Below are 20,664 nucleotides of genomic sequence, written 5' to 3'. Positions count from 1 at the left end.
GTCACATGAAGATCCAACTAAAACAAGCAGCTATGACTTTTGTTTTGTCCGCTTCGCTGTTGATGTCCGGCTTACCGGCTTGGGCGGATGGCTATGATGCGGCATCCGACGCCACGAGCGCTGCAGTTTATCACATAAATGAGAGCCTGCATGTAAAGGCAGAGGGTATTTATAATGAAAAAACTTCAGCAGGCGTACGTCTGGGGGCCGTTATAAGAATTGCTAATACGAGCGGTCAGACGCTTCGCGTTCCCGATCATGAACTGCGGGCTACGACGAGCGAGGGGACCGTGTATACGCTTCGTCCAAGCAGCAGTAATGCACGCGGCATCCAGCCGAACTCCGAGGTTGAGCTGACTTACTACAAATTGATAAACCGGCAAACGGAAATTAGTTTGAAGGATTTGTCCCTGATCGATGTGAATTACAACGTGTTTCCGAAGCTGGAAACAACTTTGCTTACTATACCTGTAAGCGGCTCTGTTTGGAGCGGCAGCCGTTCTGAATTTGAAAACGCAGCTGCATCGAAGGCATGGGGAGAGCCTTTTGCGATCCCGATGCTGCAATCTCCGCTTACTTACACGACCGTAGAATGGAATAAAAGCAATACGGCTTCAGGCGTGGATTATGTTGTGAAGTTGTTGGTTGAAAATCCGTCGGATCAGACGGAAACCATTCCGGCGCTTCTGTTGGACGGGAAAAGCAAGGGCGACTTTTATACCGGAAAACGGTTAGAAGGGGAAGACATTTCTTTAGAGCCCGGCGAAAAAACGTACATTCATTTTGTCATTCACGCCAAGATGGATACAGTGCTTGAAAGCTTCAATGTGCTGACGCCGGAAAGCTTTACCCAAACCGATGCTGCAGGCCAAGCTAAAACGGTGAACTTCAGTATCGGCCGGTTGAATGTTAAACTGCAAAACCGCGGAACAACGGCGGACAATTATACTTACGGCACACCGATCGCGTTTGAACCATGGAACAATGTCATTCATCAGGATCTGAACGTAGCCCTTACCGAGCTGCATGTAACGGATAATAAAGATCAAGGCAGCAAGGTAGCTTTCGCCAAGTTCAGCATCAGCAATAAAGGGCAAAATCCTGTGCCTATGCCGGCATTTCAGACGGAGCTTTCCAGCTTGGGCGGCCATGATTATACGGGCGTAAGGCAAACCGCCGCTCAAACGAGCGTAGCGCCCGGAACTTCGATCGTTGTCAGCTATGCATTCGTGCTTCCGGTTTCCGAAGAGAACGAGGCTTTTACGATGAACATACAGGAAGTTGTCGCAAGCGATTCGGCGAATGGGGGTAATAACGGCTACAAATCAACCATAGCTTCTTATAAGGCGGCAGTGCAAGGGGACGATGACCGCCACAGCATCAAGCTGTATCCGTATACACTGAATATTAAGGATTATTTCCTGTCGCAAATGACAGTGGGGGGAAGCCCGTACGTGTCGCCTTATTACACTTACAAGCTTCGCTTGAATCTGGACATTGCCCGCGATAGGCAAGTCATTACAGACGGAGGCTTCTCGAAGCTGAAATTCGAACTGGCGGATGGAAACGGCGGCATTCTGGGCTCCAAGTCATTCCCTTTCATGGGGGCTGACCGTTTGGTAAACGGAGATCAGACGTTGACTTTTACAAACTTGTCGTTCAATCAAATTCAAAGCGGCGTTTCCGTGAAAGTGTATGAGACAATGAGCACGCCTGCAGGAGAAATAGATCGCTTTATTGCAGAGCTGAAGTAAGGAGTAACTTATAGAAACCGGCAGGGGATTGAGCGCAATGAACGAATGAGCTCGATCCTCTTGTTAAAGGAGGTCCATTTTGCTAACTTCAAACTGAATGAAACGAGGGTAAGAATGGATAATGATAAACAGTCACTTGTCATAGAGCTTATTCGTACGATTCAATTGACCAGAAACATGAATTGGAAGCTTGAAGATGATGCCAAAGATGAGAATACGGCAGCACAAATAAGAGGTTTAGTCGATTTTCTTGGAAAAGAACAAAGCTACCAGTTGACGTACCTGCTGGATCAAGTGTTTGTGTATTTTAATGAGTTGAGTGAAGAAGAGAATACATTGCAGCAGACAAGGTTAGAATCATGAGGTTTACAAAATGTTTAAAGAGCCCCAATAAATTTATAGATTTATCTATAAATTTTTAAGGGCTCTTTTTTTCGGCATGATTATAATAGGCATAAACATAGCATAAGGAGTGGACATGATTTGACAACGAAATTCAAAAGAAAGCAAGTATCCGTTGCCTTGGTATTGCCCCTGCTGCTAAGCTCTCTGAATGGAAGCTTTGCAAGTGCGGCGGCATTACCAACTACAGTAACCCCGCAGTCAGCACCGCCTTGGGGGTATTTTGTAGATAATTATCAAAATAATACTTCGGCTAATAGTACGGTAAGCTCCAATTCTGCCGTTGGGACGCTTTCCAAGTTTCTGGATCTTTGGACACCTGGTGACAAAGTAACTGATTCGGTGTATTACTGGAAAAATGGCACCAAGCTGAACCCCAGTGTGCTGGATGCTAACATGCAGTATGTGGGAAATATTGCAGCTGCTCGCACTGCTGATCAAGAAACGGCGGCATACTTGGATGATCGAAGAAATCAAACATACTCTGTCACGGAAGGTTTAGGATCACTCACTGATGTGTATCGGACCAAATCGGGAACATATACAACGATTACGGGTGTTGCAGCAGATGCCACAGTGAAAAAATATGACGACGGTAACGGCTCCAATGCTGCAGGAGATGTGAACTCCGAGCTTGGCAAGATGGTAACTCTGATCGGAACGTTGCGAGGCAACTATGCATCAGGCAATCCATCCAAAAATTTCTTTCAGTATCCTCGACCATGGCGTCAGCTTGGCGAAAATGTTCTTATACCTACCCTGATTCCCGCAAAAAGCAGTACTCCGGCCTCGGACGGCGGCTTCCCTAGCGGTCATACGAATGCTGCGTATCTCGCCGCTTTTTCATTAGCCTACGCAGTACCCGAACGGTTCCAGGAGCTCTTGACCCGGGCTTCGGAACTTGGAACCAATCGGATTGTAACCGGTATGCACTCCCCGTTAGATGTCATGGGAGGACGTGTCTTGGCAACGGCCCTGGCGGCCGCTACTTTGAATGATCCGGCCAATGCCGCGATGAAACAAGCTGCTTATGACAATGCTCATGCGAATTTGTTGACGCAAACCGGTACAGCGGTGGATCGCTTCAATGATTATGCAAAGAACAAAGCAGACTATACGCAGCGTTTGACATATGGATTTAACCAGATCAATGCAACCACGAACCCGGTGGTAGTTCCAAAGGGCGCTGAAGTCTTGTTGGAAACCCGTTTGCCCTACCTGGACAGCACGCAGCGCCGCTGGGTATTGGCCACGACCGGTCTTCCATCCGGCTATCCTCTGCTTGATGATCCCGAGGGATGGGGACGGCTTAACCTCTTTGCCGCTGCGGATGGTTACGGCGCTTTCGCGAATGACGTTACAGTGACAATGGATGCAAGCAAAGGCGGTTTCAACGTATTGGATCGCTGGCGGAACGACATCTCCGGTACAGGTAAGCTGACAAAAGAGGGAACGGGTACTTTAAAGCTGCAGGGCGACAATACTTATTCCGGAGGTACACAGATCGACGGAGGTACGCTTGAGGGCAATTCGAAGACAGCATTCGGAAGCGGCGACGTCGCGAACAACGGGGGAACTCTCGTTGAAAATGTTCCCGGAACAATGACCATCGGCGGAAATTACGCACAATCTGCGGGCGGTACGCTTGAACTCAACCTTAGCGGCAAAGATGATCTGCTCAACATTAAAGGCGCGGTAAATCCTAACGGGAAATTACGTCTGAATTTTGTGGATAATTATGTACCAGGCAGCGGCGTTTACACGATCATAACCCATGGTAAGGATCAACGGAATGGACAGTTTTCTTCAGTTGAAACTGCGGGCTTACCTAGTCAATATAAAGTGAAGGTAATCTATAATTCCGATAATATCCAGTTAGCGGTAAACTATACAGGAATATCTTTGGATTCGTCCAGCTATACGTTAAATGTTGGCGGTACCCATAGTACCGTAGTTTCAGCGACTTATTTTGATAATACTGCGGTAGATGTCAGCAAGTATACAGCCTATACGTCTTCTCAGCCGCAAATTGCTGCTGTAAACAGCAGTGGTCTTGTGACTGCAATTAGCCCGGGAAGCACCGTAATTACGGCTACTTACGGAAACTTTAATGCAACGTCTACAGTTCAAGTAAATAGCAGTGGTAGCGGCAGTGGAGGCAGCTCCGGTGGAAGTTCGGGCAATAACACTGGTTCGTCAAGCGGTTCTACAGGAACACCTTCCGATACTAAACCTGCCGCACCGCAAACGCCGTCAAAACCTGATGCTCCTAAAGGATCGACCGGATCGCCAACCACACCAGCCTCATCGAAATTTAGCGATGTGAATGCAGCTTACTCCTGGGCAGCCAAAGCAATTGACGCGTTGGCAGCTAAAGGTGTCATACAAGGTACGGCGGACAAAACGTTTTCTCCGGACAAAAAAATTTCCCGCGCGGATATCGTAGTACTTCTTGTGCGCGCGCTGAATCTTAAGGCGGAATTCGCATCCAACTTTAGCGATGTGAATAAGAGCGACTACTACTACGAAGCACTTGGCATAGCCAAGCAGCTAGGTCTTGCTAACGGTATGGAAGACGGCGCCTTCAATCCTAAAAAGGATATTACCCGCGAAGACCTGATGGTGCTCTGCGCAAGGGCATTAAAGCTTTCCGGCAATTCGGTTGCAGGGAACACTGCCGATCTTTCCAAATTCGCCGATAGCACCCAAATCGCACCTTATGCACAAGAAGCAGTAGCATCCTTAGTCAAGCAGGGCATCGTAGAAGGAAGCGAAAATGGAATCAACCCTCTCGGCACAGCAACAAGGGCTGAAACTGCAGTTATCATTTATCGAATGATAAATAAGCAATAATCGCGAAGAAGAACTCGCCTTTCATTTTTCCACATCGGTTGGATGAAGGGCGAGTTTTTTTGTATGTTTCGATGAATCGCGAAAAGCACCTCACAAAGCACCTTATAATGTTACATAGAATACGCCATGTTTAAAAGAAAACTAATTGCCGGGCAGTTGGATGCCACGCCAACCGCTTACATCGCATTGGCCATATTCATTATCACCCACAGCAACCACAGTGCCGTCCGATTTAAGGCCGAGAGTGTGGGCGCAACCCGCTGCAACCGCGACAATATCGCGCCAGCCGCTTACATTGCATTGGCCATGCTCATTCCAACCCATAGCCGCCACAGTACCGTCCGATCTAAGGCCGATGGCATGATTACTACCCGCCGCAATCGTCACAATACCGCGCCAGCCGCTTACATCGCATTGGTCATGTTTATTCAAACCCACAGCCGTTACCGTACCGTCCGATTTAAGACCGATTGTATGAAGATAACCTGCTGCGACCGCGACAATATCGCACCAACCGCTTACATTGCATTGGCCATACCGATTATTACCCACAGCCGTCACCGTGCCGTCCAATTTAAGACCGACGGTATGCCAGTCACCCGCCGCGACCGCCACCATATCACGCCAGCCACTTACATTGCATTGACCTTCATTATTTCGACCTACAGCCACCACCGTGCCATCCGATTTAAGCCCGACGGTACGACGCCAACCCGCCGCAACCGCGACAATATCGCGCCAGCCGCTTACATTGCATTGGTCATGCTTATTCCAACCCACAGCCGCCACGGTACCGTCCGATTTAAGACCGATTGTATGAGCATTACCCGTGTTCGTCGCCATATGAACATTACCAGCCGCAACCACGACAATATTGCGCCAGCCGCTTACATCACATTGGCCATATTTATTATCACCCACAGCCGTCACCGTGCCGTCCGATTTAAGACCAACGGTATGACGACGACCCGCCGCTATGGTATCTTTAGGCCACCGTTTCACCTTTAACGCCGCTTCTTTCGATGAAATGTAATCCATGTTTTACCTCCTTGAAAACAAGACCTATTTTATTATGAAACGGCTCCACTCCGAGCGGATGCTGCGAAATCCGGGCTTCTGGGCGATCCACGCCTCACCGCGGGCAACAGCCAGCGCGGGGCGGTGAAGTCGTGGGGCACGGCCCGAGCCCGCCCTCAGGGTGCCACGTAGAATCGCGGTCGTGCACCTTGGCTAGGTCCAAGTTCCACCATTCGTTGCCATAAGTGCCCCAGTCTCGAGGGATCGGTCTTGGAATAGAGGCAAGAACGGCAAAGCTTTCCCGGCTTTAGAATGCACCTTGTGGCCGTCAAGATAGGACACAAAGCTCTCCCACGCCAAGTCTTCGTCGAGCCCCTGTGCCGTCAGCGCCTCCGCGATTGCGCGGTCCAAATCATGAGGCATTGCATCTTTCCCTTTCCCTGATCATAGCGATTCGGACACGGGATTTCAACACGGTATATCCAAAAGAAAAAGCTTTCCCCCGCGCTTCGCTTGGGCTACGTCCACCATCTGTGAACACCAATGTCATGAAAATGTATTACATTATTTCCACTGTAGTTTTTTCAACAACCGATCCCTTAGGGATAACAAAAAAGAGCGATATGCAATATTTCATACCTTAAATATTTTAAAAAACTATCTTGACATCTTGTGGCGCTTTACCTCACAAAGCACCTAATAAAGCTCGCCACCTCACCTTACAAAACACCTAACACAACATATGGATGAAACTGCCTAAATTGGATAAGTACTCTTTGATTATAGGCATAGCCAGATTTTCCGGTGTTGAGCACGTCAAAATCGGGAATGATTTTGGTGATTGAAATAATTGGCGGGGTACTAGAGAAAATTGTAAGCGGTAATCATCAAATTTGATTCTTTACCAAATCTATCATGTATCTTTTTCCACTAACTTCCCGCTCCGATATGAACTCCCCCCCATTCCCTGGACGAGATGCAATTTCAAACCCTTGCCCCCAATCGAAATGACCAGTAGCCAAATTAGATATGTATAGAATGGACATGTTTAGGTCAGCAGCAGCCTTGTGAACTATCAAATGCAAGAACATAGAATTAATTCCAAAGGGAGTGAAACCGGAAGGGGCTGAACTTCCGGTTTTTGCGGCCCATCGGCAGTGCATTCGAACCCTCTGCCAGCTCATCCGGGCTAAAAAGGAAAACCCGGTCGCCAGAGCAGGCGCATCATTGGCAGCGCGCGGAGAAAACCTGCAAAAGTGCATCTTTTTGCTCCTGAATGCGCTTGATTCGTAAAATTCCTGCAAATCTGCAGTTTTTTCCGCTGCCATTGCGGACCGGGCCCTCTCAGAGTGGAAAATTCCTGCACAATTGCAGGCTTTTCCCCAAAACGAGCCGATTCTGTCGAAAAAGCCTGCACTATTGCAGGCTTTGCCGTCCACCGGCAGTGCATTCGGGCCTTACGCCAATGCAGGCTTTGCGGCTCCCTCCGCCAGCGCATCCGAGCGCTCGGCGGCCCAAAGCTGGCGCATCATTGGCAGCGCACGGATAAAACCTGCAAAAGTGCATCTTTTTGCTCCTGAATACGCCTGATTTGCAAAATTCCTGCAAATCTGCAGTTTTTCCGCTGCTATTGCGGGCTGGGCCCTCTCAGAGTGGAAAATTCCTGCACAATTGCAGGCTTTTCCCAAAAACGAGCCGATTCCGTCGAAAAAGCCTGCACAATTGCAGGCTTTTCGGTGGCTCTCCGCCAATGCAGGCTTTGCCGTCCAGCGGCAGTGTATTCGAGCTCTCCGCCAATGCAGGCTTCGCGCCCCACCGGCGGTGCATTCAGGCCACCGGCAATGCAGGCTTCGCGCCCCGCCGGCGGTGCATTCGGGCCCACCGCCAATGCAGGCTTCGCCCCTCACCGGCGGTGCATTCGGGCCCGCCGCCAATGCAGGCTTCGCGCCCCACCGGCGGTGCATTCAGGCCACCGGCAATGCAGGCTTCGCGCCCCGCCGGCGGTGCATTCGGGCCCACCGCCAATGCAGGCTTCGCCCCTCACCGGCGGTGCATTCGGGCCCGCCGCCAATGCAGGCTTCGCGCCCCACCGGCGGTGCATTCGGGCCCGCCAGCGCATCCGAGCCCCTCGCGAATGCCCGCACCGTGCGCAGCTCCCAGCGCGCGGCGGCGCTGCGCCGCATGACAGCGGCCCGGTCGCCCCGCGGGGCCCTCAACCAGGGTGCAGGTTCGGATGCACGGGTGGAGGGCTTTTGCGAAAAAATCGTCTATCGGGCAAAACATGTTTATTGCCTGCTCCCGGCCGGAAAGCTATAGTACTTGGAGAAATCTACGCGAAGCGGAGGTAGTTATGGATACGAATATCCATATGAAAGAAGCGTTTCGGCGGCGCGCCCGGATGATGTTGGAGCAATCCCCGCTCAATCCTGTCCCCGATTCCGACAAGGCTCGGAGGTACTTGTACGATGCCATTGCGCGGTTAGGTCTGCAAAGAGAGACGGAGCTGGCCTTGCATCATGTCCGGTTGGCCAACGACGATCCCGGCGAGCATGGGATGTTTTTTCGCTATGCCAATATGGATGCTTTTTTGCGGTTCGGCCATCTATACAGCGCCGAGTTAAAGGAAAAAGTAAGGGCACGAATGCTGCAGCACGATCAGTTCGAGCTGGAGAGCGGCACCGAAAACCATAAAATCATGAATGCGGCAGCCGGATATTTGACCGCACAAACGTGGCCGGACTGGAAGCATGCAAGCAGGCTTATGGTGCGGTGCGCCGCCTATTTGGAGCGTTATTTTCACCAGGTTTCCCATTTTGGGCAGGGGAGTTCGACTCGACCACTTATAGCGCGATGTATTTGAACGCATTGGCAACTTTATACGATTTTGCCGGAGACCTTTTGCTGAAAAAGAAAGCCGAAATGATGCTCGATTGGTATTTGGCCAATACGGCGGGGGACTGGCTGAACGGCGTATTTACCGGCGCGCATTCGCGGGATTATTACCCGACCGAGACGTTCGGCAGTTCGCCGGCGGGAACGGCGGCGGCCTGGCTGTACTTCGGCGGGCGAACGCCCGATTTGCGCAATGGCGAGCCGCATTACAGCGTCATTAATGCGCTGTCCGCTTACGCGCCGCCCGATATGCTCGTACGCATCGCGCAGGACAGAAGCTTTCCGTTCGAGCATGTGGAAACGCACGACGTAACTTCCGTTTCCGCGAAAGCTCACGATTTTCATGAAACCAGGGAGCTTGCGGGAGCAAGCCGGGGCTTGAAGGGGCTGGGTTATATTAGCCGAACCGGCGTCCGCAAATACACCTATGTCACGCCCGGCTTTGCGCTCGGCAGTATGACGGACGGCAAGCGGGGAGATGTGATATGGTCCGGACAGCTAAGAAGATGGTCGCTCGATTGGGATTCGGATGAGCCTTCCGGGGTCCTTTTTTTCAATCATCCGTTTCCCGATTTCGGCTCTCCGGAGGAACGGTATGCGGACAATTGGCTGGGATCGTCGCCATACGAGCAGGTCATTCAGCATCGAAGCGCGTTAATCGCGCTGTACCATATTCCGGCGGGGACGGCTTACCAATACGGCCCGCGGCAGCCGTTCCCGTCGGATCGCGATCCTTATATCGACGGGTTCTTTTCCGGCAAGGCCATTTACCTCCTTGCCGAAAAGCCCGGCGGCCGCATATTCGCCCACGGCGGAACGGTTTTGATCGCAGTGAGGCTGTTGAAGCCGTACCGGTGGATAGCTGACGAAAGCGGAAACCGAAGGCTGCGGAGCGACGGTCTCATTCATGCCGTTATCGTGGAAGCGGCAAGTCCAAGCGATTACTCCCGGGAGTCGGACAGCGGGTTGAGCGAAGAGCGGCAAATTGCGGCTGAACTCGGCCGCTACCAAGATGCCATAATGAGCCGAACGCATGTGGATGCATCACGGCTGGACAGCCCGACTCCCTCCATCACGTATACGGCTTTAAGCGGGGACGTCTTACATATCGCGTACGACGGGCAGCGGCTGCTGAACGGAAAAGAGATCCGGTATGACGAATGGCCGTTAATTCGCAATCCGTTTATGGAGTCGGAATTGAACAGCGGTATTCTGAAGTTGGAATACGAGGGGAAGGTATGCACGTTGAATTACAAAACTTGGGTAAAGGAATGGACAAGTAGCGGTTCTAAATAAATGAAATCCGCGCATACTTATCAGAGAAAAACCCGAAATGAACGGGTTTTTCTTGTGTTAGGAAGCATTTCGCAATCTGCATGCGGATTGAATCAGAGGGGCGCTTTGTATGAGCAAACGATGGTTTTACCGGCTTCTGTTTTCCTATTTGCCCGTTTTTTTCATGATCGCCGCCATGCTTATTGTGCTAATTTTTGTTGCGATCAGCCAATTATCGCGAAAAGAAGCCGAGAAGGCGAACGAAACGTATGCGCTGCACGTCATGCAGTCGGTAGATTACGCTTTGAAAACGATAGATGAATATGTGATTAAGGAGCTGCAGACGGATAGGCGGATCGACCAGTTTTTCGACAACAAATTTGCAGGAAATCCCTACTATTCCGCTTATGAAATCACCGAGCTGATTCGCGGGATGACGAACTACAACAAGTTTATCGATTCGCTGTATATTTATCGGGCTTCCGATCAAGTGGTCATCAGTCCCAACACGATGATGAAGGTCGACCGTTTCGGCGATGAAACGTTCATTGAAGAGATGATGAAGAGCCCTGCGCTGTATCATCTGACGAACCGGCGGATCTACAAAGAATTTGCCGAGACGGATCAACGCAAAGCGGTCGTTTCTTTAGTTCGCAAAATTCCTCTGTTATCCGGACGGCAGGGGATTGTCGTCGTCAATATCGGCATGGACTCGATTGAAAGCATGGTGGGCGACATGTCCCGTTCAAAGGTCAGCTTTATCGACGTGTACGATGCCGAAGGCAACAGTCTGACGGCATCCGCCAATGCCGCCGGAGCAGCGGGATTCAACAAGAGAGGGTCGGAGCTGACCCGAATCCGCTCGGACTATACGAATTGGGAATACCGGAGCGGCCTCAACGATGAGCATTTATTTACGTTCACCTCCGTATTTTCCTATGTATGGATCGGGCTGGGCCTGCTGATGGTCGTCCTCGGAGGAGTCTGGATGACTTATGTGACGCACCGCAATTACCGGCCGATCGAGTCGATTATGGCCCGCATCCGTGCGTATTCCGAGCTGAAAGCTATCGGGCTCGATGCCGATAAACAGGACGAGTTCCAGTACATCGACCGGGCATTGGGCAATTTAATGGAGCTGTCCAGCCGTTATGAGAAGCAGCACGAGGAAGATATCGTCTTCCGCCGCCGCCACTTTTTCAAAGAATGGCTTGAGGGCAGCCGGGCGATCGGCTACGAAGAATGGAAAGCCGAGATGAAGCGGCTGCACGTGCCTTCCGGCTTCAGGCAGCTTGCCGCTGCGGTCATAGAGCTCGACAAGTACATGGAAGTATGCCGAATGTTCTCGCAGAAAGATCGGGAGCTGCTGAAATTTGTGCTGAGCCGCGTCGTTTACGAAGCCGCCGAGCAGCTCCGTTTGACGGTATGGGCGGAATGGACGGCCGCTCACAGGCTGGGCGCAGTCCTGTTTGCCGAAGCGGATGAAAAAAACAGCGAGAAGCTTGCGGCTCATTTTTGCGAACATGTGCGCTCCTGGGTCGAGCAGCATTTGCCTTTTCGCGTTACGATCGGCGTCGGACCTGCGGTCGCCCAAGTGCAGGAGCTTGTGCAGTCCTACGATGCCGGAGCCAACGTGCTTCGCTTCAAATCTTCGTTGGGAACCAACCGTGTCATCTACCATTGGGAGTCCGAAGCTTCAGCCGAGAAAGAAATGTATAAGCATTTGCCCCTCGTTAAGTCGCTGGCGCAGTTTTTTCGCCTGGGAGACGAGGCGTGGAGGCCGGCGTTGGAGCAAATTTTTACCGAATTAAAAGCCGGGCTGTTTTCGTACGATGAAATCCGCAATCTTATGAATTATATGGTGTATCATTTGCACCGGGAAATGCTCGAACTATCGGCCGAATTTCAGGAGCTGTGGAAGCGGGAGGCGCTGCCGGGGCTGAACGATGCCATAGAGCGGTTCGATACGATCGAGGAAGCGTATTCGCACTGGTTTCGTATTTTGGAAGAAGTGTCGGAACAGATGGCCGCTTTGCGCGAAGTCAGAAGCACGCATGCTTTAATGAAGCGGATTCGCGCCTATATGGAAACCCATTACGCCGATCCGGAATTGTCGCTCAACTCGCTGAGCGAGCGGTTTCGGCTGCATGCTTCGCATGTAAGCCGGTCGTTCAAAGAGGAATTCGGCGAAAAATTCGTCGATTATCTCGTCAAAATCCGGATGGAACAAGCGAAAAAGCTGCTCCAGAGCAGCGATGATTCCGTTCAGGACATCGGGGTCAAAGTCGGCTATGTGCATGCGATATCGTTTATCCGCGCTTTCAAGAAGTACAGCGGTTTCACGCCGGGCGAGTACCGGAAGGAAGAGTAGAACCTGTATTTCCCGGGAAAACGCCTACCTCTAAACGCGGCCCTCACATCTTTGAAAGACCTCGATAAAGGTTTATCTCATGTTTATCGATCGGCGCGTCAAGTTCGCAAAAGCCTAGTGCAGCCGCAGTTTGCTAAAAGAGTTTATTCGTAAATTCATGTATATTGAGCCTTATGGCACCTCCGAGGTACATTGATTCCATCAGCGGCTGGGGTTTCAAGTTTCCAAAGTTTCCAGTTTCTGCTGAAGGAGGTGAATCAGACATGCAGCATACGCCGCCGCAAGCGCGCCGTCGTTTTCAACAAAATATCCCTCTCTTGATGATGTTCGTTCCGGTCATCGCTTATTTTGTCATTTTCAAATATTTGCCTATTTTAGGGAACGTTATAGCGTTCAAAAATTACAATTTGATGGATGGAATATGGGGAAGCCCATGGGTAGGTTTGAAGCACTTCAAGTCGTTGTTTACCCAGCCGCAGACGGTGACCATCATCCGCAATACCGTTACGTTAAGCTTGTTAAGCATTTGCGCCGGCTTTCCGTTTCCGATCCTGATCGCGATCCTGCTGAATGAAATTCGCGCGCTGCGGTTCAAACGCGTCGTGCAGACGCTGATCTATTTGCCGCATTTTTTTTCATGGGTGATTGTCGGGGGCCTCGTCGTCACGATATTTTCCCAGCAGTCCGGAATCGTGAACAAGCTGTTGGAGCTATGGACGGGTCAAACCGTCGCTTTCTTGTATCAGGAGCACAGCTGGATCGCGATCTTTCTTGGCTCCGGCATTTGGAAGGAAGCGGGCTGGGGAGCCATTATTTATTTGGCCGCGCTGACGTCCATCGATACGCATCTGTATGAAGCCGCCAGCATCGACGGTGCGTCGAAATGGAGGCAAATCTGGCATGTGACGCTGCCAGGCATCCGCAGCACGATTATTTTGATGCTGATTCTGAGCATGGGGAACGTCATGGAAGTAGGATTCGACCACGTGTATATGCTGCAAAATGCGGCGGTAACCGATGTTTCGAGCGTCATCAGCACCTACATCTTTATTGTCGGCGTCCAGGGAGGGCAGTTCAGCTTAACGACTGCGGTCGGTTTATTCGAATCGTTGGTCGGCTTCTTCTTCGTCGTCCTTTCGAACCGGGTTGCCAGAAAATTCGATCAAGCACTGTGGTAAGAAAGGAGCGTTCCCGTCATGAAATTAACTTTGGACGAAAAAATATTCAACGTGCTGAGCTATGCCTTTCTCGGTCTGGCCGCGCTAAGCTGTGCCCTGCCATTGCTCCATATCGTATCTTTATCGCTGAGCAGCTATCAGGCGATCGTATCGGGGCACGTCACATTGTGGCCGCAGGGCTGGACTTTTGAAGCGTACAAAGCATTGTATGCCGGCACGAATCTGATCAAAGCTTTTCGCAATAGTGTCGTCATTACCGTTGTCGGCGTAGCGCTCAGCATGTGGTTTACGGTGATGGCGGCGTACCCGCTGGCCAAATCCTATTTTTATGCACGCCGTTTTTTTACGCTGGCGATCGTATTTACGATGCTGTTCGGAACGCCGCTGATTCCTTTGTTTCTCATTGTGAAAAGCTTGGGCCTGATCGATACTTACGGCGCCATCTGGCTGCCGGGATTAATCAGCGCGTTCAATATGCTGGTGCTTCGGACCTTCTTCATGAATATTCCGGAAGAGCTTGAGGAAGCGGCGCGGTTGGACGGCTGCGGAGAGTGGCGGCTGCTCGCCGGCATTATGATCCCGTTATCCATGCCGGTCTTGGCTACGCTGACGTTATTTTACGGAGTGGGCTATTGGAATTCGTTTTTGCATGTGCTCATGTTTCTGAATGACAGCGCCCGGATGAATTTGGCGGTCATGATTCAGCAGATGGTGGCCAGCCAATCCGTCCTGCAAGAGATCAATTCAGTCCGCCAGGACGATTTGCAGCAAATGACGCCGGAATCGATCAAAGCGGCCGGGGTGATCGTATTGATAGTTCCCATGCTGATGATATACCCGTTTTTGCAAAAATATTTTGTGAAAGGGGTTATGATCGGCGCGATTAAAGGCTAACTAAACAGCTTGAGGGGGAAGGTTGATGACCGTGTTTATCGCAAATAAGAGCCACCGCAATGCGCTATTGCTCACGTTGGCCTGCACCGCCGCGTTGGCGGGCTGCTCGGCCGAGAAGTCAGGCGCCGGCACGTCAAGTTCGAATGCTTCCAAGGCGCCGGAGGCCGGCAAAAGGGGAGCGATCAGTATTTCGGTATATGACCGAGGCAATATTCCTCCGGAGGAAGGGAATTGGGAGAACAACCGCTGGGTGGAATGGATCAACAAGAACGGTCCTGTCGATGTCAAATATACGCCCGTGCCCCGCTGGGAATCGTTTCCGAAGTTTAACGCATTGCTCGCTTCCGGGACCGCGCCGGACTTGATTTTGGAGTACGACGCCAACTACAGGAACAGCTGGTACTCGCAAAAGCTGCTGATGCCGATCGATGACATGGTCGACAATTACAGCACGACGTATAAGCAAATTTTGGAGAAGTACCCGCTGCTGCGCAAAATAGGAACGAAGGAAGACGGCAAATTGTATGAAATCGGGCGCTTGAATGTCGTCGCTCCGCATCATCGCCTGTTAATCCGCGAGGACTGGCTGCAGAAGCTGAACCTGCAGGTGCCAACAACGACCGAAGAGCTGTTGGGCGTCGCAAAAGCGTTCGTGAACGACGACCCGGACGGCAACGGCAAAAAGGATACGTTCGGCATTAACTTGAGCGGCGTCGGCTTTTCGGTCATCAGCCACATGTTCGGCCGTTCGATCGATTGGGCTGTGCAAAACGATAAAATGGCGCATGATTGGGAGCGGCTTCAAGCGTCGGTGGAATTCCAGAAGCGTCTGTTTGACGACGGTCTGGTAGATAAAGATTTTTTGACGGATAAAAACGGGCAAAAAGGCATTCAAGATTTTATGAACGGCAAGCTTGGGATTTTTGCCATCGACAGCGCATGGTTTACGATATCGAATTATGAAACTTTGAAGAAAAACAATCCGAATGCCAAAGTCATTCCGATTGCGCTGCCGAAGAGCAAGTTCGGCCAGTTCAGCCCGATTATCAGCACCCCGGTGCAAATGGTCGGCGTTGTCAATGCGAAAGCGAAGGACCCGAAAGCGATTATGCAGTATATCGACTGGATGGTCGATCCGAAAAACGCGAGCTTGCTGAAAAACGGCATCGAAGGCACGCATACGCAAAAAGGATCAAACGGATGTCCGCAGCCGATCGATACGGAAAAAAACAAAAAAGAGCTGTACACGGACGATCTGAATATGATGAGGTCCGACCTGCTGCTCGGCAAATGCGCGGAAGTGTATTTGGTGAACCTGCGCCCTGAAGTGCCGACTCAGAAGGAACTGCTCGATATCAACCTGAAATCCAAAGAAATTTATATCAACAAAGAACGGCCGATTCCATCGCTCGGCTACGATTTCCTGCCGGTTCTGCCCGATGATCTGCAGGCTATCGTCAAAAGCACGAGCAAATCGAACAACATCGATAAAGGCGATATTTGGCTGAAAGCTCTGGTAGGCGGCGCCGGCTACAGCGCGGAGCAAGCCGTTAAAGATGCCAAAGCGATTTGGGAAAAAGCAGGCGGCAAACAGGTCGACGATTACTACGCCAAATGGTATGAGACCAACAAAACCAATTCGTTCAGCATCGATGACCTTTACAAGTTCGCCGAACAGTCTCAAAAAGAACTGAAATAGAACGAAGGAGGAGATCGTATGAGATCTCTGCAAAAGTGTAAACTCCTTATTTCCGTTCTCCTGTTCTCGATTATCATCCCCATGCTTCCGCTGTTTCCGGAGTCGGAGCATCATGCGCATGCAGCGGCAAGCGGCATTACCCAAGATTACTGGAACAACGTCCCCGGCGGCAAAGTGGAACAGATCCCTGTAAACACGCCGCCGACGGGTTCGCGGATTTTGCCGAACTTCGAGGCGCCAAGCAATACCGGCGATTATTACGGCTCCAAAATTTACGGGTTCCTGACCCCGCCGGTCAGCGGAGGCTATACGTTCTGGATTGCGGCGGACGACAGTTCCGAGCTGTGGCTTAGCCCTGACGGTGAGCCTGCCCATAAAGAGAAAATAGCCTACAATACGGTTTACACCAATCCCCGGGAATGGGAAAAGGCTCCCACCCAGAAATCGGTAATCATCACACTGACAGGTGGAAAAAGGTATTACATGGAGGCGCTTCACAAGGAAAACGCTTCGAATGACAATCTGGCCGTCGCCTGGCAAGGGCCGGGAATTGCCCGGCAGGTCATACCGGGCGCTTATTTGGCTCCTTATGTACTGCCTGCCGCACCGATGAATCCCGTAGAGAACGATGCCGCGAATACGTTCGGGTGGACTCCGGTTCCCGGCTATGAAGATACGGCCGCGTACGAATACAGCACGGACCGCGGGTATCACTGGCAAACCGCTGCGGCAAATCCCATCCAGCTGGACAATGCAAACTATACGGCCGGGCAAATTCAAGTCCGGTTGAAAGAAACTTTGACACAGCCTGCCGGAAACATTTTGCGCTCGACTGCTTTGTTCACAATGGTTAGAACGGAACAGCCTCCGCAGACCTATGCGCCGCTTTGGAGAATCGGCCTCGACGACGGGCAGTCGGCGGAATTTACCGATTATAAGCAGACGCCGGTGGAGTCTGTAACCGTTCCGGCCGACTGGGCCGCCCGCACGGACTGGAGTTCGGTGTCCAAAGGGCTCCATCTCGGCAAAAACGGTACGATGGTGATTTCGTACAATTTGGCCGCGGTTCCGGACTACGGCGTGCAGTTCAGCTTCCGCAGCCTGGATGCTTACGTATCCGTGCCGCAATTGGCTGTATTTTCCAACGATACGATGGCCGGCTTGATCCAGGTTGCCGGCTTGAACGGCGGAAATACGTCCAAAAAATTTAAAGAGACTTACGAGCTTTATATTCCGAAGGAAATGCTGAAGGCCGGGCCTAACGAGCTGAAGCTGTCTTTGGACAGAGGCTTGTATGCGGGCGCCGGCGGAGACGATTTCCACTGGTTCGAATGGGACTATGCCAAGCTTGAGGCGTTGGGAGCCCCGGCCAGCGAGCCGATTCACGGGCGGTACACCCGTATGGGAACGGCGCTTGTGTCCCATGTGCTGAAAGACCGCGACCTGCAGACGGCGGAAGTGGTGAAATGGCTGGGACTCGCTTACAGCGGCAATGTGATCCGTGCGGGCCAATTTTCGCGGGAATGGCTGACTGTGCTGCGCGATTTGAATATGGCGCCGGTGCTTTTGCCGTTCGGAAGTTATATCAAGGATGTCGAGCTCGCGTCGGGGATCGTCCCGGAAAAGCTGAAAGATTACTATAAAAAGCTAATCGAGGAAAACGGGGACCTGTTCGAATATATCGAGCTGGACAACGAACCCGGCGTTTTTGACAACGCTTTCACCGCCGATTTGGCGCTCGCCAAGTATGTGAAAGAACAGAAGGCTTTGCTTAACCCTTGGTTGAAAGCGGTTGCACCGGGCTGGGCGTACTGGCCGTCCAAAGGAACCCCCGACGGATGGGAGCGCGATCCCGCTTACCGCAGGCAGATCGAAGACTATACCGATATGACGAACGGCCACAGCTATACCATGACCGGTATTGCCGGCGGCGACGGAGGCGCTTTGGTCGAGACGCTCAAGACGTACCCCGAATATCAGGGCAACGGCGTGGCGAAGCCGATGATGATGACCGAGACGGGAGCCAACGATTTTCATACCGACAATAACCGCTACGATACGTTCGATCACCGCTTTGCCGCCATTTTTGACCGCGAAATGCGCAGTACGATCGGCTACCTTGACTACGTCATGCAGCATGCGGCTTACTTCAGGGAGTACAGCTTGCTGAAAGAGGATATCGAGATGAAATCCGCCGACGATGCGGAGGCGTGGATCCATCCGAGCGACTCGGATGAAACGCGTCTGAACGTATTCCGCCGGCTGGCGCTCGCCTACGGCACCCACGGCAAACCGCTGCCTTACGTGTATGCGAATCAGAGCGAGCTGGCCGGGAAAAAAGCATACTTTCGCGCGGTAGACACCTCTGCTATCGAAACCAGCAATACCGGCGCAAAGTCCGATAAGATTTTGCTTAATTTTGTTAATTTTGAAACGGTGCCGGTGACGATGAACGTCTATGTCACGATGCCGGACAGCGTCGAGTATGCGGGGGAGCGCTTTGGCGCAGGGAACAAATATGCGGATGCGCGCAGTTTTGTTGTCGTGAACGGCGCCTCAGGCGCGCAATTATCGGAAACGCTCCGGCCGGGAGAAGCGGTGCAGTATATGTTGACCCCGTCGGAGCACGTGGCGCCGAGCAAACCCGGCCTGGAAGCGCGGGCCGTTTCTTACAAGCAGATCAAGCTGACTTGGCAGCCTTCCGCCGACAATAAAGAAGTTGCCGGATATAAGCTGTACGATAACGGAGCGCTCCTGGCTAAACTGCCGAAAGCCGTAACCCGTTATTCGCATAATGACGTAAGACCGGAAAGCGCACACTATTACACGCTGATCGCTTATGACGATTCGGGCAACGAGTCCGAGCCGAGCGACCCGGCGGCTATTTCTTCGCTGACCTTGCCTGCATCCCCTTATACGACAACTTCGGCGGGGGCCTTGCATGTTGAAGCGGAGCAAACGGAGCTGGAGGGAGTGACCAATCATGGCACATTCGTTGGCATGTACTTTACGCAAGGACGGTTGAACGTGTTGAAGGCGCCGGTCAAAGCTAACACCAATTATATCCTGAAAATGAAATATAGTGCGGCGGCGAACAAAAAGGTGAACCTCGTTATCGACAACCAGTTGAATCGGGTCCTGGATTTGCCGGGAACGGAGCCGAACGTTTATACCACAGTCGAATATAACGTCACCATGCCGGCGGATACGAGCAACCTGGTGCTGTCCATTGCCAAGAGCAGCGATAATGTTTTTGCATTTTTCGATTGGTTCGAGCTGAAGGAAGGCACTGTGGATGAAACCCCGAAAGCGCTTTGGACGAATGTCGCCCATAAAAGCGCGAATATGTACTATTCTTCACCGACCTTCGGAACCGGCGCCAACGGAGCGGATCTTCACGAGACGTCGACGTCCGGCGATTACGCAGCGATGGGCTTTAAAGGTACGGGAATCCGCTGGTATTCCGATATCGAGTCCGCTTTAGGCGAAGCTGACGTGTACATCGACGACGTTCTGCAAGGGACGGTGGATTTGAAAACGGCGAACACGCAAGGCGCGCAAAAAGTTGTTTTCGAAAAAACGGGGCTCCCGATGGAAAACCATATCGTTAAAGTCGTCGCTAAAAACGGCAAAATCGTCCATCGTTCGTTCGAATTTTTGAGTCTGGAGCGTCAGCCTTATACGCCGGGCCCGGATCTTATCGTAACGGACCTCGGCACGGACCCGGCCCAGCCCTATGCCGGACAAAAGGGTGTCCGCTTTTACGTGACGGTGAAAAACGTCGGCATTCTCCCGACGCCAGACGGCAAAATAACCGGAGCCGTATTCGGCCTGAACGGCGGCTCGTTCGGATATACGGACACGTACAGCCAATCGATCGGCGTAGGGGAAAGCGTGACGCTGTATACGAACGCTGGCGGCGAAAACGGGTATTGGGAAGTGCCTAACGGGGAGGCGACCTACCAGTTAAGCGTCCATATTAACGATATCGGGCGATTCGCGGAAATGGACCGCACGAACAATACCAAAACGGTAACTTTCCAGGTAAGCAAGCAGAATCCCACGCCTCCCGCGACAACGTCGGCAGCGGACGGGATAACCGGGGCAGACGCGGATAACAACAAGGGTGTTCATTGATCACGACGCCCCCTGAACGGCCGACAGTCCGGCCTGGAAGCTCCCTTGCGGCATGCGAAATCCCCCCAGCTCGACTGGGGGGTTCAGGGGAGCCGGTCTGGCGGCTGCTACCACTTGCGAATTGTGGAAATCTGCTCGAAATTTCATACAGAAATTTGACTGATTTCGTAAAATCGAAAAATAAGTATGAAA

General features: G+C 51.9%; 13 protein-coding genes. 11 read left to right on the top strand and 2 right to left on the bottom strand.

Translation table 11 applies throughout. The features are described from left to right. The first annotated feature begins 5 nt into the window (after positions 1 to 5). From AC6RNO_RS13060 to AC6RNO_RS13050, 3 genes are all read left to right on the top strand, one after another. Positions 6 to 1,754, top strand: a complete 1,749-nt coding sequence (locus AC6RNO_RS13060; protein WP_488436333.1) for a hypothetical protein — start codon at positions 6 to 8, stop codon at positions 1,752 to 1,754. A gap of 114 nt (positions 1,755 to 1,868) precedes the next feature. Continuing rightward, on the top strand, positions 1,869 to 2,117 hold the full coding sequence (locus AC6RNO_RS13055) for a hypothetical protein (RefSeq protein WP_497105692.1): 249 nt from the start codon (positions 1,869 to 1,871) through the stop codon (positions 2,115 to 2,117). Positions 2,118 to 2,237: 120 nt separating this feature from the next. Further along, positions 2,238 to 5,009: an S-layer homology domain-containing protein gene (locus AC6RNO_RS13050; RefSeq protein WP_497105691.1), complete on the top strand. Its 2,772-nt coding sequence runs from the start codon at positions 2,238 to 2,240 to the stop codon at positions 5,007 to 5,009. 141 nt (positions 5,010 to 5,150) lie between these two features. On the opposite strand, the gene AC6RNO_RS13045 is transcribed toward AC6RNO_RS13050, so the two are convergent. After that, a complete protein-coding gene (locus AC6RNO_RS13045; RefSeq protein ID WP_497105690.1) occupies positions 5,151 to 6,047 on the bottom strand; it encodes an RCC1 domain-containing protein in 897 nt (298 codons plus the stop codon). A gap of 866 nt (positions 6,048 to 6,913) precedes the next feature. Continuing rightward, a complete protein-coding gene (locus tag AC6RNO_RS13040) occupies positions 6,914 to 7,354 on the bottom strand; it encodes a hypothetical protein (protein ID WP_497105689.1) in 441 nt (146 codons plus the stop codon). Positions 7,355 to 7,394: 40 nt separating this feature from the next. Between AC6RNO_RS13040 and AC6RNO_RS13035 the strand changes: the two genes are divergently transcribed. The 8 genes from AC6RNO_RS13035 (at position 7,395) to AC6RNO_RS13000 (ending at position 20,472) form a co-directional block, all read left to right on the top strand. Next, positions 7,395 to 7,616 (top strand): hypothetical protein, encoded by a 222-nt coding sequence (locus AC6RNO_RS13035; protein ID WP_497105688.1) that lies wholly within the window; start codon positions 7,395 to 7,397, stop codon positions 7,614 to 7,616. 760 nt (positions 7,617 to 8,376) lie between these two features. Then, positions 8,377 to 8,886 (top strand): hypothetical protein, encoded by a 510-nt coding sequence (locus AC6RNO_RS13030; RefSeq protein ID WP_497105687.1) that lies wholly within the window; start codon positions 8,377 to 8,379, stop codon positions 8,884 to 8,886. A 38-nt stretch (positions 8,887 to 8,924) separates the two neighbouring features. Continuing rightward, entirely contained in the window at positions 8,925 to 10,214 is a 1,290-nt protein-coding gene (locus tag AC6RNO_RS13025; protein ID WP_497105686.1) for a hypothetical protein, read from the top strand. A gap of 109 nt (positions 10,215 to 10,323) precedes the next feature. Then, the gene (locus AC6RNO_RS13020) at positions 10,324 to 12,564 is read left to right on the top strand and encodes a helix-turn-helix domain-containing protein (protein ID WP_497105685.1); all 2,241 of its coding nucleotides are present in this window, start codon (positions 10,324 to 10,326) and stop codon (positions 12,562 to 12,564) included. Positions 12,565 to 12,827: 263 nt separating this feature from the next. After that, the gene (locus tag AC6RNO_RS13015) at positions 12,828 to 13,742 is read left to right on the top strand and encodes an ABC transporter permease subunit (protein WP_497105684.1); all 915 of its coding nucleotides are present in this window, start codon (positions 12,828 to 12,830) and stop codon (positions 13,740 to 13,742) included. 18 nt (positions 13,743 to 13,760) lie between these two features. Next, entirely contained in the window at positions 13,761 to 14,636 is an 876-nt protein-coding gene (locus AC6RNO_RS13010; RefSeq protein WP_497105683.1) for an ABC transporter permease subunit, read from the top strand. Positions 14,637 to 14,661: 25 nt separating this feature from the next. Then, positions 14,662 to 16,335, top strand: coding sequence for an extracellular solute-binding protein (locus AC6RNO_RS13005; RefSeq protein ID WP_497105682.1), 1,674 nt, complete (start codon positions 14,662 to 14,664; stop codon positions 16,333 to 16,335). Positions 16,336 to 16,353: 18 nt separating this feature from the next. Then, complete coding sequence (locus AC6RNO_RS13000; RefSeq protein WP_497105681.1) at positions 16,354 to 20,472, top strand: PA14 domain-containing protein; 4,119 nt, start codon at positions 16,354 to 16,356, stop codon at positions 20,470 to 20,472. The last annotated feature ends 192 nt before the right edge of the window (positions 20,473 to 20,664 follow it).

It is taken from the genome of Paenibacillus sp. sgz302190 (genome assembly GCF_059820445.1).
Note: the sequence above shows the minus strand (reverse complement) of the source record. Positions and strands in the feature narration are given on the sequence as shown.